Genomic DNA, 15,392 nt, shown 5'->3' with positions numbered 1-15,392 from the left:
CATGAACAAGACACTGGCCGGCCTCCTGATCGCCGGAGCCGCGCAACCCGCGGTCGCCCAAAACACCTCGCAACTGCCAGCTGTGCAGGTGGTCGGCGATTACGCCACCGACAAGGCGAACAGCACCATCCAGGCCGACATCGCGCTGGCCGATTACCCGGCATCGATCCAGGTGGTGCCCTCGGAGGTGCTGCAGGACCGCGGCGTGACCCGGACCGAACAGCTGGTGGACAATGTCAGCGGCGTGCATGCCGAGGCCAGCTACGGCGGCAACGGGGCCACGTTCTTCAATATCCGCGGCTTCAGCGAAAGCAACGGCTTGCGCGATGGCTTCCGCAACTATGGCTATTACGCGTTCCGCGATGTGCAGAACATCGAGCAGGTGGAAATCTTCAAGGGACCGGCAGGCGCGCTGTACGGCGGCGTCGGCGCGGTGGGCGGTTACGTCAATACGGTGTCCAAACGGCCGCAGCAGGAAAACTCCGGCGAGATCGGCCAGACGCTGGGCAGCGACGAGTTGCGCCGCACCACGTTGGACATCGACCACGCCATGAGCGGCGACGTCAGCCTGCGCCTCAACGGCGCCGTCGAGCAGAACGACAGCTTCCGCGACAATGGCGGCTACACGTCGTGGTCGATCGCACCGGCGGTGACCTGGGACAACCACGCGGGTACGTCGCTGACGTTGCTGACCGAGTTCAACCATCTCCACCGCGATGGCTTCGATCTTGGGGTTCCCGCTATCGCGAACTATCGCGCGCTTTCGCGGACGCGCTATTTCGGCCTGCGCGATGGCGTCGACGGCATGGTCTCCGGCGACTACGGCCGCAACGACACCCGTGCGGCGACGCTGCTGTTCTCGCACGCCTTGTCGGCCGACTGGACGCTGCGCCTGGGCGGGCAGTATGTCTCGGCCAGCCAGCGCTCGACCCAGACCTTTCCTGACAGCACCACGCCAGCGGGCAACCTGCTGGCGTATTCGGTCTATGCCAATGCCGACGAGGACTCCCGGCAATACAGTGGGCGTGCTGAGCTGGCCGGCGATGTCCAGCTCGCCGGCACGCGCCACCAGATTCTGGCCGGCGTCGACTACGGCTATCTGCAGCAGGGCGGCAATGGGTCCGATGTCTATACGATGGACATCGATCTGTTCAATCCCGCGTACGTCTCCCCACTGGTCGCCAACGGCTCGCTGGAATCGCACCAGGGCCAGGGCAAGGACTACGGCGTGTATTTCCAGGATCTGGTCGCGCTGCATCCGCAGCTCAAGGCCATGCTCGGGATGCGCGTGGACCGCTTCGTCAACACCGCCGTCGAACGTGGCGCGGTCACCGGGCGTGGGCAGCAGACGGCTTTCTCCCCGCGCGTGGGCGTGACCTGGCAGCCAACTGCCACCACATCGCTGTTCACCGACTGGAGCCGCAGTTATTCGCCCAACGTGGGCCACAGCGGCGGCAGCATCACCTACGATGCGCAGATCGCCGAGCAGTTCGAGGTCGGCGTCAAGCAGGCGCTGGTCGAAGACCGGCTCGATGCCAGCCTGGCCCTGTTCAACCTGGACCTCGCCAACATCCTGACCAGCGATCCTAGCAATCCGCTGCGGCAAGTGCTCAACGGCAAGCAGCGCAGCCGCGGCGCGGAACTGGACGTGGCCGGCACGATCCTGCCCGGCTGGAAGGTAATCGCCAGCTATGCCTATACCGATGCCCAGGTCGAACGCGACACCGACCTGCCGGTGGGCGATGCGCTGTCGAACGTGCCGCGGCACAGCGGGAGCGTGTGGAGCACGTACGCGTTCGGCGCGCTGCCCGGGCTGAAGATCGGCGCCGGCGTTTACTACGTCGGCGCGCGCGAGGCGACGCTGCCCAACACCTTCCAGCTGTCGGCCTATACCCGCACTGACGCGATGGTGTCCTACGCGCGCGGGCCGTGGACCGCGCAGCTCAATCTGCTCAATGTCTTCGACCGCAAGTACGATACGGGCGGCTCGGCCGGCGTCTTCAACTACACGCTGACGCCGAGCACGCCTGCGTCGGCACAGTTGACGCTGTCCTACCGGTTCACCGACTGAGTGTTGCCGCACTAGGGCCCGCCAACGGCCCTCGGTCTTCTGTTCGAGTCCTCGTCCACACCTGAAACCGGCCATGGCCCACAAGGCTTTCCGGAAAATAACGTCATCATGCTGGCGCGGCCTACCTCGCCGCGCCAACATAGGCCGAAACGGGGCCGTGCGGACAGCGCAGGGCGACCAGCAGGCCCGCGTTCCCTCGCACTAAGACTGGCGCCCAACCATTCGTTCAAGCAGAACCCGTTTCGTGACCCGGCCTGGTTCACGCATCGACCATCTCCATCGCACCAAAGCAAGGCAGATCTCTTGATGCACATGCAGAAACTCCAAGATGACGCAGAATCATTCGATGTGTCGGTCCGACAGGCGCAAGCACCTTCCCCAGTGGTGCTTTTCGCGGCGGGTGCAGGCGGCAACCCGGAGCGTCACGTCACGCTTCTGGACACATTGGCTGCATCAGGCTGCACGGTCGTTGCACCACATTTCCAACGACTCGCTTCGCACGTGCCCTCGGAGGCGGAATTGACACTCCGAGCGAGACGGCTGTCGCTTGCGCTCGATGTTTTCGGCGAACCCGGTGCGACCGTCTCGGGCGTGGGTCATTCCATCGGCGCGGCAATACTTGTCGCGTTGGCCGGAGGGCAAATGTGGTTGGGCCCCGGTCGCCGCGTCGCCATCGCAGCAGATGCGCGGTTAGGTCGCCTTGGCCTGCTTGCGCCTCCTACTGGGTTCTTTCAAGCGTTAGGCGCGCTCGATGCGGTGCGCGTCCCCATCCTGGTCTGGGTAGGGACAGAGGACACAATGACCCCTCCCGCGCAAAGTGCGTGGTTGGCTCAGGCCATGTCCGGCTGGCAAACGGTGGACGTTCGGGTCACTGACGGTGCAGGCCATTTCTCGTTCATGGATCAACCGCCCCCGCAAAGCATCGAACCGCTACAGAACAAACACGCCTTTCTTCGCGAGCATTCGCGTGAAATTTGCAAATTCGTCTGCGGATAGCGCTGTCCGCGATATCGGACGCTAGGATGCCGACCTGCACGACCTCGGAGAAGGAAACCGCGCAGCAAGAGGCGCAGTGCACGCTGCCCCCCATTTCCTGTTTCCCCGTCTGATCTTAGGCATTGGGAGCTTGTGTGAAGATCGACTGTTACTGAGCCATGACCTGCCAAGTGACCTGCACCACCCTGCAACTTCGTGCGTCCTGGCTGGCGATGGCAGGAGTCACTTGTGGGTTGCAAAGTAAGGCCGTCACCCGATCGCGAAGCGATTGCATGATCTGGCGCCGCCGCTGGACAATCCGACGCAGGAAGTAGGAATTCCGATCCGCTAACAGGGAGCAACAGACATCGACTTACATGACCATCCGACCTTCGCCTGGGTGCAGTTCCCCCAAGGGCGTGCGAGATTTTCAGGTTTGGTTCGAGCCGTTGACGAGCTTGGTCACGAGACGTTCGCTGTCGAGATGGATGGCAACGAATTCTTTGGAGAAATCCAAAGGTCCTTCTTGCCCAACGACAACGACTACAACATCGAAGTGGTCTCCTTCGGTTACGGGAGCGAGAAGTCTCTCGGAATACCGATGCTGGATGGATGCCAGGTCTTCTCGCAAGTTCAAATCAACACCGTTCAAGCGCTGATAGTTCAACTGATCGCTGCCGGCACGCAGTTTTCGGATAGACCGTCCCTGCTGACCGAATACCCAAACGCCCACTTCATGGGCAAGTTGGCTTCAGGGATGGCTGGGCTCTGGCCTCGGATGATGGAGCCACGTCGTGAGCGATGACTACTCCAGGCAGATCGAGCAGATAAAAAGAGCGACCTCGCTGGAAGAAATCCAAGCGGTCGCACGCCAGTACCCCGCCAAAGCGACGGCCGACGGAGGAATCCTCTACAGCCGACCAGTCGGCGAGGTGTCGTCTGAGGCGATCGCCTTGGAGCTGTCGAGCAAGACCGGCCTGCCTGTCATCAACAATACGCCACGAGCGCAATTCCTTGGCGACCCCGAGGTGACAAAAGCAATCCGCGGAGCCGCGGAGCGCGTCTTCGTAGGGCAGGGGCAGAGCCTCGCGCAAGCCGGGGAATCGGCCACGAACTTCCTTTCCATGATAGGCGCCAGATTTTCTCGAAAGCTGAAATTGGAATAGTCCAGACGCTGATCGTTCAACTGATCGCCGCGGGTACGTGATTCGCGGACAGACCGTCTCTGTTGACGGAATACCCTAGCGCCCGCTTCATCGGCAAGGTCAGCTTCAAGGACGGCTGGGCTTCAGTCGCAGATGATGGAGCCACGTCAGATCTGAACCATCGGCGCCTTTCTTGAAATCCTCACCGTGATGCCAGAAGCTACTGCCGAGTCGTAGCGTGGGACTTCGTTGGTCGGGCACCAAGCGGATCGCCTGATCGGACCTGGCAACTGGAAGCCCGCTTGCAAGGCTGTAATCTCCGATGACCCAACATGGAATATTAGACATGGACTTATCCAACCACTCCACCTTCGATTGGCTGCAATTCCCGGAGGGACGCGCCAGGTTTTCAGGCGGCGTGCGCGGCATCATGGATGAACAGCGTCATGAGACGTTCGCCGTCGAAGTGGACAGCGAAGAGTATTTCGGCGAAATTCAAAACGCATTCCTGCCCAATGGCAACGGCTACAATGTCGAAGTAGTCTCATTTGGCTATGGCCGCGATGGCGACATAGGGATGCCGATGTTAGGGGCGTGCCGAGTCTTCACGGCATTACAAGCAAGAACCATTCAGTCGCTGATAGCTCAACTGATCGCTGCCGGCATGCATTACCCGCATAGGCCGTCCATTCTAAAAGAGTTTCCGGATGCCCATTTCATGGGCCAGATCTTCTACAGAGATGGGTGGATTCTGGTCACGGATGATGGAGCCACGTCATGAGCGACGACTATTCCAAACAGATCGAGCAAATCCAAAAAGCCCGGTCGCTCGAGGAAATCCAGGCCGTCGCGCGCCAGTATCCCGCCAAGGCCATGGGGGAAGGAGGCATCCTCTATAGCCGCCCGGTCGGCGAGGTATCTTCTGAGGTGATCGCCAAGGAACTTGCGAGCAAGACGGGCGAGCCCATCATCAACAACACGCCACGGGCGCAGTTTCTTGGCAACAAACAGGTCGAAGAAGCCATCCATGACGCGGCAATGCAGATATTCAAGGAGCAGGGCCAGGGTCTCGTACAGGCCAAGGCATCCGCCGCAGACTTCCTGTATGGCAATCCCAGGCTGTCGCCCATAGCGCCACGTCACTGGAAGGCTCGCTCTGGGGCGAAGCCTCCAACGAATTCGCACATTCGCTGCGCGGCGACATCAAGGTCGTCGCCACCAACGCCAACATCGAGCGTGTGTTCGGCAAGTTCGCTGTTGAGGCAGTCTGTCGCGGCTGAAGCCGCTCCTACAGGGGCGTCACGGGATCGGGGGTGCGTTAGTCGAGGCCGCATGGCAGCAGCGGCAGGCAGGGCGCCGGCCGCAGTCCGTCCTCGCCGTGCCAGGCCAACGAGCGCAGCGGCGCGTTGGCGTGCAGGTAGGCCTTGGCGCACAGTGCGTCCAGATCGTGGATGCGCAGCAGGTTGCGGCGGCGGCTCACCAGGCCGCTGCGCTTCCATTGCTGCAACTGCGCATTGAGCTTGGAGCGGCTGACGTTGAGCATCGCCGCCAGGATGCTCTGGTTGGGCGGCAGCACGATCGCGCAGTTGCCGCCGCGCTGCCATTCCTGCAACTCCAGCTGGCGCAACACATAGCGCGCCAGGCGCACTTCCAGCCGATGCAGGCACATGCTTTCCAGGCTGTCCAGGGCCTGCCGCAGGCGCACGCGCAGCAGCGCGTCGATGCGCTGCCGCAGCAACGGCGATTCCATCAGCGGCGCGAAATGGCGGCGCGACAGTTTGAGCACGGTGCTGGCGCCGAATGCGATCGCGGTGAAGCTGCGTCCGTGCGGCTCGAGCAGTGCGGCCTCGTCCACCACGCCACCCGGCTCGATGCTGCCGACGATCAGTTCCTGCCCGTCCGCGCCGTACAGCACCTTGTATACGCGCCCGCGCACCACCACGCCGACGAAGCTGCTCGGGTCGTGCTTGAAGAACAACACGCTGCCGGGCGCCAGCTCGCATTCGCTGGCATGCGCGAGCAGGTGGTCGAGCAACGCGACAGGCAGGTCGTGGAACAGCACCGAGCGCTCCAGCAATGTCCGATGGCCAACAAGGGCCGCGGGCGTTTGCAGGTCGTTGCCGACATGGGCCGCAGCGACGATGTCTGCGGTCTCCTGGGTGGCCACTGCAGGAAAGTCCATACTCCCCCTTCTCAGACGCCGCATTGCGCAACGCCTGGCGTCGAACGCGCCTGCCGCGGCAGGCCGCCGGTCGAAGGCAGGTCGTGATGAAAGCGGCGCGGTGCGCGCCGCGGCAGCATCGCCGCTCCGGCCCGCACGCCTGCGGACCGAAGTGGACGCGACCGGCAAAGGAACGGCGCGACCGAGGGTGGCGCCGTCCTGGACGCGCCGGCGTCAGGGGTTGTTCAAGCCCGCGACGCCGCCGCCGCCCTTGAACGCCTGCAGCACGGTCATCAGGCTGGTGAGGTTGTCGGACACGCCGGTCTGCGCGACCTTCTCCGACGCCCCCGCCGCGGCGGTGGTGTCCAGGCTGTAGACCTGCATGACGCCCTGGTTGTTGGCAGCCTGCGCCAGCGTGTTCTGCTGCTGCTGGGAGGCGACCGCGTTTTCGTACAGGATGCCGCTGGAGTGCGCCAGGCTCTGGTAGATCGAGCCCATGGCGAAGGCCGGCGCCTCGCCGATGACCTTGACGTTGGACTGGGTGACGGCATCGGTGATCTGGTTGTTGACTGCAGTGGGATAAGCCATGAAACGCTCCTAGATAGGAAAGAAATAGCAGGCTTGCGCCCCGCGCTACCGTCGTCGCGCCGCGGCGACGGCAAGCGGGCCGACGCTTACTTGAACGCGTTGAGCACGGTCAGCAGGCTGGTCAGGTTGTCGGAGACACCGGTCTGGGCGACCTTCTCGGTGGCGCCGGCGTCGGCGGAGGTATCCAGGCTGTAGATCTGCATCACGCCCTGGTTGGCCGCGGCCTGCGCCAGCGTGTTCTGCTGCTGCTGCGCGGAGACGGCGTTCTCGAACAGGATGCCGGTCGAGTGCGCCATGCTCTGGTAGATCGACGCCATCGCAAAGGCGGGCGCTTCGCCGATGACCTTGACGTTGGACTGGGTGACCGCATCGGTGATCTGGTCGTTGACGGCGGTTGGAAATGCCATGTGTTCGCTCCTGGGTTGGCGTACGGCCCACGCCGTACGATCAATGAAAACGGCGCAGTGCAGGGACTGTGAAAGCAGGCGCCGCACTTGTCTCGCTGTTCCACCAGGTGCCGTGCAGGCCGGCAAGGATGCCGGCAAACGGTGCGTACGATCGCGCCGGATCAGCGGCGACGCTAACGGGGATCGACCCCATGGCAATGTCGCCACGCATGCGCATGCATCACCTGCCTCGCGAAGCCACCGGGATCGCCACATGCGATCGGCGACATGGCGACCGCTGCAGGCGGCGCACGTACGCGATGCGAACAGGTGACTGAGACGTTGCAGCGGGTCGCATGCAATGCCGCGTCATGGGCCATGGCCGCCATCGCCGTAACGCCGCTACTGCGCCATGCGCACGGCACGTCCGACCGCGCGTCAGCAGCCCCGTCGTGTCGGCCATCCTGGACCGGGTGTTCATGCTGTGCGGGCAGATGCCCCTCTTCCGGGTCGCCGGATCGCAGCTACGCGAACGCGCGCAGCCGCGCACCTCCACCGACGAAGCGGACATGCACGGCCATACGCGTCAGGAGAGATCAGCCCGGCGTGGGCGTTGCCGGCTTGGTTTCGCCCGCCTCCACCGAAGGCGGCGCACCGACCAGCCCGGCCGCGCGCGCCGCGTCCACCACCGCCTGCATCTGTTGCGCCAGGTTGCCGAACTCGCGATCGAAACAGGCACGCACTTCGGTACGCACCAGGTTGCCCAGGCGATCGGCGATCTGCGCCACCAGCAGCTGGTTGCCGCTGGTCTCGCCGCTCTGCAGCGGGCGCAACCTGCCCGGGCGCAGCGCATCCAGCGACGGCGCGGCGGCGACCGTCTCGAGCACCGCGTGGCCGCTGGCGCCGTCGGCCAGTTCCACGCCACGCGCGGCGTCCTGCATGCCGTGCATCATCTGCGCGATCAAGCCGTCCACGCGCTGGCGCTCGGCGTCGATCAGCGATTTCGACATCTCCCGCGCCTTGGCCGACGGCTTGCTCTGGGCGGCGTTGGCCGATTGCGCGAACGCCTGCAACTGCACGCGCTCGACCGGGCTCAGCTCGCGCCCGAGCCAACGCTGGGCGAAGCCGTACAGGGGATCGAGTTCGGATTCTGGGGTGTCCTGCATGGTGGCTCCCGATGGCGGATCTCGCGCGCGATGCGCGCTCAGCTGCTGGCCGGCTTGCGCCCGCGCATCAGGTCGGCGTACTTGGCGATGCTCTGGTCGATCTTGTCGATGGCGAAACCGGCCGACTCCGCTTCCAGCGCGCCGGCCGCAGCCGCCACCGCTGCTGCCGCGCCGACCAGCACATCGGTCGCCAGCACGCCCAGCGCATCCTCGGCGGCCTGCTCGAGCTTGTTCTCGGCCAAGTTCTCGGTCATCTGCTTGATCAGCACGCCCTGGCTGGCCAGCGCCATCTTGCTGACGCCATCGAAATACACAGCCGCCGATTGCGCGATCAGGCCGGACGCCTGGCTGATCAGCATGTTCGAGCCGACCACGATCTGCGACGGCGCGTACGCCACGGTCTCGGCGTTGCTGAGCTGCACCGCCTGCACGATCTTGCTGTTGAGCGCATCACTGGCCGGGGTAGGCGCCGACGCCTGTTCCAGCATGCGTGCGTTGAGCGTCCTGAGCATCGACGGCGGGGGTGGGGGTGGCGGTGGCGACGTCGGCGACGTCGGCGATGCTGGCTGTGCGGGCGGCGGCGGTGGCGGCGACGTCGGTGCCGCCGGCGGCGGCGATCCGCCACCACCGCTTGCACCGCCCGCAGTGGCCGAAGCGCTATCCGTCGTGGCCGCCGCCGCGGGCGCTGCAGCGGCCGATGCGGTCGCTGCGCTGCCACCTGCGCCAGCCTCGTCGCCATCGACGGGCGTCGCCGTTGCCACGGCGGGCGTGGTGATCGTGGCCGTCGCAACAGTGGCGGTGGGCGCGGCGGGCGCGGCGGGTGCGGCGCTGTCCGGGGCCGCCGCCGCGCTGACCGCGCCGGTGCTCGCCGCAGGTGCGCCGTTGGAGGCGCCCGCCACCGCCGCAGCGGATGCAGGCGATGCTGCAGCGGCGCCCACCGACGATGGCGGCGGATTGGTCTTGCTGTTGAAAGGCCACATACCACTCTCCTGAAGGAAGGATCGACGCCGCGGCATCACCAGGCGTTACGCGGACAGCGCATCACTTCTCGCCGATCGCCATGATCAGCGCCACCGCCTTGGACACCACCGCGTTGGACACCTGGTTGAGCGCCTGCTGGCTGTGCACCGCGTTCTGCAACGCCAGGCCGGTGGAGTGGCTGGAGACCTGGTACAGCGAGGCGATCGCCTGGGCGGGCGCCTCGGCCACCACTTTGACGTTGGTCTGGGTGACCGCATCGGTGATCTGCGAATTGACGAGCGTGTTGTCTGCCATGAACCTGTTCCTTCGTAGTCGCCTGCCGGGAGGCGCTGCGGTCGTCACGGACGCGCCGTGGGTCGGCCTCAGCACCCGCGATGCCGCGGCCCGCGCCGGCCCGGCGTTGAATGAAAACGCCGCCGTGGGCGGCTTGTGAACCTCGACCGCGCGCGCTCACTCGGCCACCAGCGCCAGGCGCAGGCGCTTGCGCAGCAATTCCACGCGCTTGCGCACCAGCGGCTGGTTGATGCTGAGCAGATTGGCGATCACCGGATACGGCAATTCCTCGACGAAGCGGTAGCCGAACAGGCGCCGCTGTTCGCGGGTCAGCGCCGCCACCGCGGCGACCACGCGCTCCATCTGGTCGCTCAACTCGGCGCGCTGCAACGCGGTCATGCCCTGGTCGGCCACGCTGTCCACCTCGTGCGCCTCGTGTTGCCGATCCAGCGGTTCGCCACCGCGACGACGCCTGACCGCGTCCAGGAACACATGGCGCAACACCACGAACAGGAATCCCTGCGGATCGGTCATCGCCTCCGGCGAGCGGCGCATGAACAACAGCGCCTTCACCGCGGTATCCGACAGCAGGTCTTCCGCCGCGTCCATGCGCCCGTTGGACAGCCGCAACGCACGCCTGCGCAGATCCGGCAAGGCGTTGCGCCATGCCCGGGTGAACATCTCGTCGGCCTTGGCGAAACGGCCGGCATCCCCTTTCTCTTTCCCCATTGCCACATCCATCGCACACACTCCCGAAGTCCCTTGTGCAGCGAGTCTCTGCGGGGCTCACGGGCAATAGCTGTTCCCTGGGTGACAACGCCACGCCGCATCGGCGGCCGACCGCGCCACACGCGGCGCGCCGCATTGCTTTGTCTACGTATGCATACGCGCGTGCACCAAAGCAGCCGCATTTCCTGCGGCGCGCGAACAAAAAGAAGGGCCTGCTGCGCGTGCAGTCAGGCCCGTGTCGCAACGTGGCGCCGTGAATCAGCGAGGCCGCAGCAGCTTGATCAAGGCCTCGCGCACTTCGGTGTTGCTCAATGCCCGCAGCAGCTGTTCCAGGCTCGGCTGGTAGGGCTGATCCGGCTCGGGAGGCGACGACTGCGGCGGTGCCGCCGCTACGGCGTCCGCCGGCGGCGTGTCTGCCGCCACGGCCGGCGCTTGCGCCAGTTGCTCTTGCCACAGGTACTCGGTGATCTCGTCCATCGCGCTGTCCCCTTGCCTGGATGTCACGGCTTGGCGGGCGGCGTGCGCCGCACCACGACGACCGAGGCGGGCCCCTTGAAGCCGTCCAGCGATTCCAGGCCCAGCGGATCGGCATTGACCTCGAGCATGCCCGGCTGGCCGATGGTCGCCCGCCAATAGCCGAGCGCGAGCTTGCGCAGCAGCGCCGCCACGGTCTGCAACAGGTCCACCTGCAGATCGTTCTGGTTGTTCGGCAGCAACGTGTAGATCAGCAGCACCAGCATGCGCAGGTACTCGTGCTGCACGCCGGTATGCTCCACGCCCTGGCCATCGGCGCCGAGCAGGTAGGAGCGCCAGTTCTGGAACACCAGCAGGCTGCGCACCATCGCCTGATAGCGCGCTGCGGCGGAGGGATCGTCGCCGGCGCAGTACAGGGTCAGCTTGCAGTACGTGTCGAACATGAAATCGTCCTGCGCCGGATCGTGGATCGGCGCCAGCGCGTCGGTCAGCAGCGGCTGCAGCGCGGCCCGGTTCTGTTGCAGCGTGGCGGACAGATCGTCGGGGCGGCTGAGGCCGATGAAGGTGGCGATCTGTGCGCGGCTCAGCCCCTGCGCGTCCATGCTCAGCACCGCGTTGCCGGCCGCGGCGAGCACGTCGGTATCGATGTAGCCGTCCAGCTGCCGGTAGCCGCGATTGAGCCGGTAGCCCTGCACCGAACCGAACAGCGCCGAGGCGCCGGTGATCGCATTGCTGCCCAGGTTGGTGTCGAAGGCCAGCCACGGATAGCGCGACACCATGTAGCTGCGATAGTAGTAGTCGTGGCCGAGGCGGAACGCGTACAGCGGATTGTCCTGCACCAGCGCTTGATAGCAGTTGGTCGCCGGCGTCGCCGATGGCTGGTCCAGCGTCTCGCTCAACGCCATTACGTTGCGCTTGGCGTGATAGCCGGCCAGCTCGCGCGACAGCGGCGCATTGATGTCGAAACGGCGCAGCACGTGCCCGGCATGCCCGAACGCGGTGTTGGTGAACAATTCCTCGAACAGGCCCTGTGGCGTGGCGGTCCCGCGCGTGCCGCGCGGCGTGTCGCGGCGCTTGGCCTGCGCCGCGTTCCAGGCGTCGAGCACGTGCGCGGACAGCGCGGCGTAGAACCCCTGGTCCGGTTCGCCCGCCTGGTGGATGTAGTAACCGGTGAGCGAACGGTTCTCCGCACCGAAGCCGCTGCCTTCGCCGCAATGGATGTGCACGATCGCACGCAGCGCCCGCTTGCCGTCGCCGCTGCCGAAGTTGCCGCTCAGCGCATCGGCATTGGCCTGCAACCAGGCGAACAGCTCGGCGTAGTTGCCGACCTTGTTCTCCGCGCCCAGCAGATCCAGCCCGACGATGGTCGCGTAGCCGTCGCCAGTCCCGGCCAGCAACGGCTTGATCTTGTCGGTCAGATACTTGGTCAGCGCGCCATCGGGCATGTACTGGTGCGGCGTGTGCACCAGCAGGCGATAATCCGTGCCGTATTGCGCGTTGTACTGCTGCGCGAGTGCGGCCAGCTGCGGGATCTCGTCCTCGGTGGCCGCGCTCTGGGTCAGCAGTACGCCGTCTTCACGCAGGTAGTCGAAGGTCGCGGTCACCCACAGCCGATAGTCGGCCTGCTGCGCTTCGCTCCAGCTGGCATAGCGGGCCGGATCGCCCTGGCACAGCTGCTTCACGAAATTCCCGCGCAGCTTGTAGGCATCGTCGAACGGAGTGTACTTGCTGGCGCTGTAAAGCTTGTTGTTGAAGTAGCGCACCAGTTCGCGCAAGCGCGCGTCCGGTCCTGCCGCCGACGCCAGCGCCGGGGCGACGATCTCGCGACCGACCAACGCGTACAGCGCCGGCGACTGCGGCGGCAGAGCCAGCTCTTCCTGCAGATAGCCCGCATTCGCCGCCAGCACCTGGCAGGCGATGTACAGATTCTCCGCCGCGCACTCGGCGCGCTCGTACTCGGCGCGATTGGCCTTGCGCAGCAGCCGTGCGAACGGATTGCTGGCCGGATCGATCATCAGCGCCAGCGCATAGTCGAACAGCAGCAGCTCGCCCTTGGCCAGGTTGTGCGCGTCATTGGGAAAGAAGCGCTGCGCCAGCAACTTCGCCAGCGACGGACCGGCCGCGTCGTCCTGCTTGCGCTGGGTCGGCAGGATCCCGGTGAAGTGGCTGTGGTAATCGCAGACGTAGCGGGTCAACTGGGTTTGTTCGGCGAGCTTGAAATAGGCCATGACGGATCCTTGTGGAAGAGACGGCGGCATTCGCCGCCCAGGGACAAGACGCGAAGCCGGATCGCTCCGGATGTGCAGCGCAGCGCGAAGGTGGACTGCCGACGGCGAGCGCAACGCGTTGCAGCGCATCGGCCGAATGCTTGCGCCTGGTCGGCGCCAGCGGCGCAACCGCATGCCGCGTCATGACCGGCTCGCGGACGATCCGCAACGGATCGCGGCAAGCCATGGCCGACAGCGGCTGCGCGCGCGTGTCCCACGCCGGCGCCAGCATGATCGCGATGCACGCCAATGCCACGCACCAGGCCTGGCGCAGCCGCGCACGTCGCCGGACCCTGCAACGTGTCCATGCCGATCGGAAACGGGATCGGCGTCCACCTGCCCTGCTGACCATGGCGATTCTCCGTTTGGGAACGCATCGCCATCGGCCTGCAATGTCTTGTCCGCGCGGTGCACGGCCGACATCGCGCGATGTTCGGCGACACCCTCCTAAACGCCGCCTTCGTCGCGATGTGAAAAAAGCGCCTGGCCGCTATCCGTTCCAGACCACCGCAACTGGCGCAGCGGTGCGCCCACTTCCACCGGGCCCTTGGACGGTTGGCCGCGGCGGGCGATCACCTCCGGTTCTCGCGCTCGATCACGCGGATGCCACGCCCTGCCAGTCGACCTGGCGCGGCGAAGGTTTCATCTAGGAAAAAGGCCGTACGCCCAACGTATGCGGCGCGGCAGATGCAGTCTGCCGAGGGGAGCAAGCCAACTGATCGGAGCAAGCGCAGTTCCGTGTCCCAGATCCGCTCCCAGTCATCGGTGCACCTGTTCGCTGGCAGCATCGCCATCATCTGGTATTAAATTGATGATAAATAGGTATCCTTCCAGCCGGAACAGGACCGGACCACCATGATGTATCCCACGCTGCTCCCGCTCCTGTCCCTGTTCGCCGTGCGCGCGATCGCCGCGCCCGCGCCGACCACGCCAACGCTCGGCCCGCCCTCGCCGGTCGTCTACAGCGAATTCGTCAACGCCACCGCACCGACCGCGCAGTGCCATGCCTCGACCCTGCTGGAAACCCGCGACGGCCTGCTGGCCGCGTGGTTCGGCGGGCGCCACGAGGGCGCCGACGACGTCGGCATCTGGGTCGCACGGCGCGACGCGCACGGTTGGCATCCGGCGCAGCGCGTGGCCGACGGCAAGCAGCCGCAGGGCGCGCCGTTGCCGGCATGGAATCCGGTGCTGTTCCAGCCGGCAAAGGGACCACTGCGACTGTTTTACAAGGTCGGCCCGGACCCGAAGCGCTGGTGGGGCATGCAACTCACTTCCCGCGATGGCGGCGCGCACTGGTCTGCGCCCGAGCGCCTGCCCGAGGGCATCCTCGGCCCGATCAAGAACAAGCCGGTGCAATTGGCCGACGGCCGCATCCTCAGCCCCAGCAGCAGCGAGGACGCCGGCTGGGTCGCGCACATGGAATGGTCCGACGACAACGGTGCTCACTGGACCCGCGGTCCGGCCTTGAACGACCCGGCGCAGATCGGCGCGATCCAGCCCAGCGTGCTGGTGCACGCGGACGGCAGCGTGCAGGCGGTGGGCCGCAGCCAGCAGAACCACGTGTTCAGCACTTGGTCGCACGACCACGGCCGCAGCTGGGGACCGATGACCCTGCTCGATCTGGCCAACCCCAACTCCGGCACCGACGCGGTGGTGCTGGCCGATGGCCGCTCGCTGCTGGTCTATAACCCCACCGAAGCCGGCAAGGACTGGTGGGACGGCCGCGGCACCCTGGCGGTCGCCCTGTCCGCCGACGGCAGCCACTGGACCCGCGTCCTGACCCTGGAAGACAGCGCCAAGGACGAATTCTCCTACCCGGCGGTGATCCAGACCCGCGACGGCCTGGTGCACATCAGCTACACCTGGAAACGCACCCGCATCAAGCACGTGGTGCTGGATCCGAAACGATTGAACGTGGCCGCGGCGCAGTCGGGCGGCAAGGAGTGAGGTAGTTCGCGCGGGAATGAAGCGTTCGCGGCGCGAAGCGCCATTACATGCCGTCGCGAATGGGTGAACCGATAACGCAGCTCCCCGCAAACTCAGCGTTGCTTCCTCTGTAGGAGCGGTTTCAACCGCGACACAGACCACGAAGAGGCAGCAGGCTTCGGCAACCGTCGGGGCTGAGGCCCCTCCCACAGTGCACCCAATCAACCAACCGCAAGAGTCCCTGTAGGAG

Annotated in this window: 18 protein-coding genes; 8 read left to right on the top strand and 10 right to left on the bottom strand. The window is 65.6% G+C overall.

From position 1 onward, the window contains the following. Position 1 precedes the first annotated feature (1 nt). From AB3X08_RS06500 to AB3X08_RS06480, 5 genes are all read left to right on the top strand, one after another. A complete protein-coding gene (locus AB3X08_RS06500) occupies positions 2-2,071 on the top strand; it encodes a TonB-dependent siderophore receptor (RefSeq protein ID WP_369937034.1) in 2,070 nt (689 codons plus the stop codon). 312 nt (positions 2,072-2,383) lie between these two features. Then, on the top strand, positions 2,384-3,067 hold the full coding sequence (locus AB3X08_RS06495) for a hypothetical protein (protein WP_369937032.1): 684 nt from the start codon (positions 2,384-2,386) through the stop codon (positions 3,065-3,067). Between the two features lie 463 nt (positions 3,068-3,530). Beyond that, positions 3,531-3,851 (top strand): hypothetical protein, encoded by a 321-nt coding sequence (locus tag AB3X08_RS06490; RefSeq protein ID WP_369937030.1) that lies wholly within the window; start codon positions 3,531-3,533, stop codon positions 3,849-3,851. Further along, positions 3,841-4,212, top strand: coding sequence for a hypothetical protein (locus AB3X08_RS06485; RefSeq protein WP_369937028.1), 372 nt, complete (start codon positions 3,841-3,843; stop codon positions 4,210-4,212). The genes AB3X08_RS06490 and AB3X08_RS06485 overlap by 11 nt, the downstream gene beginning before the upstream one ends. A gap of 325 nt (positions 4,213-4,537) precedes the next feature. Then, positions 4,538-4,972: a hypothetical protein gene (locus AB3X08_RS06480; RefSeq protein WP_369937025.1), complete on the top strand. Its 435-nt coding sequence runs from the start codon at positions 4,538-4,540 to the stop codon at positions 4,970-4,972. Here the strand turns inward: AB3X08_RS06480 and AB3X08_RS06475 are convergent. The 6 genes from AB3X08_RS06475 to AB3X08_RS06450 all read right to left on the bottom strand — a co-directional run bounded on the left by AB3X08_RS06475 (position 4,924) and on the right by AB3X08_RS06450 (position 9,004). Beyond that, positions 4,924-5,334: a hypothetical protein gene (locus AB3X08_RS06475; RefSeq protein ID WP_369937024.1), complete on the bottom strand. Its 411-nt coding sequence runs from the start codon at positions 5,332-5,334 to the stop codon at positions 4,924-4,926. The two genes, AB3X08_RS06480 and AB3X08_RS06475, sit on opposite strands and share 49 nt — an antisense overlap. A 175-nt stretch (positions 5,335-5,509) precedes the next feature. Beyond that, entirely contained in the window at positions 5,510-6,373 is an 864-nt protein-coding gene (locus tag AB3X08_RS06470; protein ID WP_369937022.1) for a Crp/Fnr family transcriptional regulator, read from the bottom strand. Positions 6,374-6,586: 213 nt separating this feature from the next. Continuing rightward, positions 6,587-6,940 carry a RebB family R body protein gene (locus AB3X08_RS06465; protein WP_184410788.1) on the bottom strand — a complete coding sequence of 118 codons (354 nt, stop codon included), beginning with the start codon at positions 6,938-6,940 and terminating at the stop codon, positions 6,587-6,589. An 86-nt stretch (positions 6,941-7,026) separates the two neighbouring features. Further along, positions 7,027-7,347: a RebB family R body protein gene (locus AB3X08_RS06460; RefSeq protein ID WP_184410789.1), complete on the bottom strand. Its 321-nt coding sequence runs from the start codon at positions 7,345-7,347 to the stop codon at positions 7,027-7,029. Between the two features lie 575 nt (positions 7,348-7,922). Then, a complete protein-coding gene (locus AB3X08_RS06455) occupies positions 7,923-8,492 on the bottom strand; it encodes a hypothetical protein (protein WP_369937020.1) in 570 nt (189 codons plus the stop codon). A 38-nt stretch (positions 8,493-8,530) separates the two neighbouring features. Continuing rightward, positions 8,531-9,004 (bottom strand): hypothetical protein, encoded by a 474-nt coding sequence (locus tag AB3X08_RS06450; RefSeq protein ID WP_369937018.1) that lies wholly within the window; start codon positions 9,002-9,004, stop codon positions 8,531-8,533. Here AB3X08_RS06450 and AB3X08_RS06445 point away from each other — a divergent pair. Beyond that, positions 8,988-9,485 carry a hypothetical protein gene (locus tag AB3X08_RS06445; protein ID WP_369937017.1) on the top strand — a complete coding sequence of 166 codons (498 nt, stop codon included), beginning with the start codon at positions 8,988-8,990 and terminating at the stop codon, positions 9,483-9,485. The two genes, AB3X08_RS06450 and AB3X08_RS06445, sit on opposite strands and share 17 nt — an antisense overlap. Positions 9,486-9,533: 48 nt before the next feature. Here the strand turns inward: AB3X08_RS06445 and AB3X08_RS06440 are convergent, their stop codons facing one another. After that, entirely contained in the window at positions 9,534-9,767 is a 234-nt protein-coding gene (locus AB3X08_RS06440; RefSeq protein ID WP_010343225.1) for a RebB family R body protein, read from the bottom strand. Here AB3X08_RS06440 and AB3X08_RS06435 point away from each other — a divergent pair. Beyond that, positions 9,766-9,906 (top strand): hypothetical protein, encoded by a 141-nt coding sequence (locus AB3X08_RS06435; protein WP_369937014.1) that lies wholly within the window; start codon positions 9,766-9,768, stop codon positions 9,904-9,906. The genes AB3X08_RS06440 and AB3X08_RS06435 overlap by 2 nt on opposite strands. 17 nt (positions 9,907-9,923) lie before the next feature. On the opposite strand, the gene AB3X08_RS06430 is transcribed toward AB3X08_RS06435, so the two are convergent. The 3 genes from AB3X08_RS06430 to AB3X08_RS06420 all read right to left on the bottom strand — a co-directional run bounded on the left by AB3X08_RS06430 (position 9,924) and on the right by AB3X08_RS06420 (position 13,177). Beyond that, entirely contained in the window at positions 9,924-10,475 is a 552-nt protein-coding gene (locus AB3X08_RS06430; protein ID WP_369937012.1) for an RNA polymerase sigma factor, read from the bottom strand. A gap of 258 nt (positions 10,476-10,733) precedes the next feature. Beyond that, positions 10,734-10,952: a hypothetical protein gene (locus AB3X08_RS06425; RefSeq protein ID WP_369937011.1), complete on the bottom strand. Its 219-nt coding sequence runs from the start codon at positions 10,950-10,952 to the stop codon at positions 10,734-10,736. Between the two features lie 23 nt (positions 10,953-10,975). Beyond that, positions 10,976-13,177 carry a hypothetical protein gene (locus AB3X08_RS06420; protein WP_369937010.1) on the bottom strand — a complete coding sequence of 734 codons (2,202 nt, stop codon included), beginning with the start codon at positions 13,175-13,177 and terminating at the stop codon, positions 10,976-10,978. Positions 13,178-14,071: 894 nt separating this feature from the next. Here AB3X08_RS06420 and AB3X08_RS06415 point away from each other — a divergent pair. Continuing rightward, positions 14,072-15,163, top strand: a complete 1,092-nt coding sequence (locus AB3X08_RS06415) for a sialidase family protein (protein ID WP_369937009.1) — start codon at positions 14,072-14,074, stop codon at positions 15,161-15,163. Positions 15,164-15,392: the final 229 nt, after the last annotated feature.

The organism is Xanthomonas sp. DAR 34887, from assembly GCF_041245805.1.
Taxonomy (GTDB): domain Bacteria; phylum Pseudomonadota; class Gammaproteobacteria; order Xanthomonadales; family Xanthomonadaceae; genus Xanthomonas_A; species Xanthomonas_A tesorieronis.
This window is presented reverse-complemented; position numbering and strand designations above follow the sequence as displayed.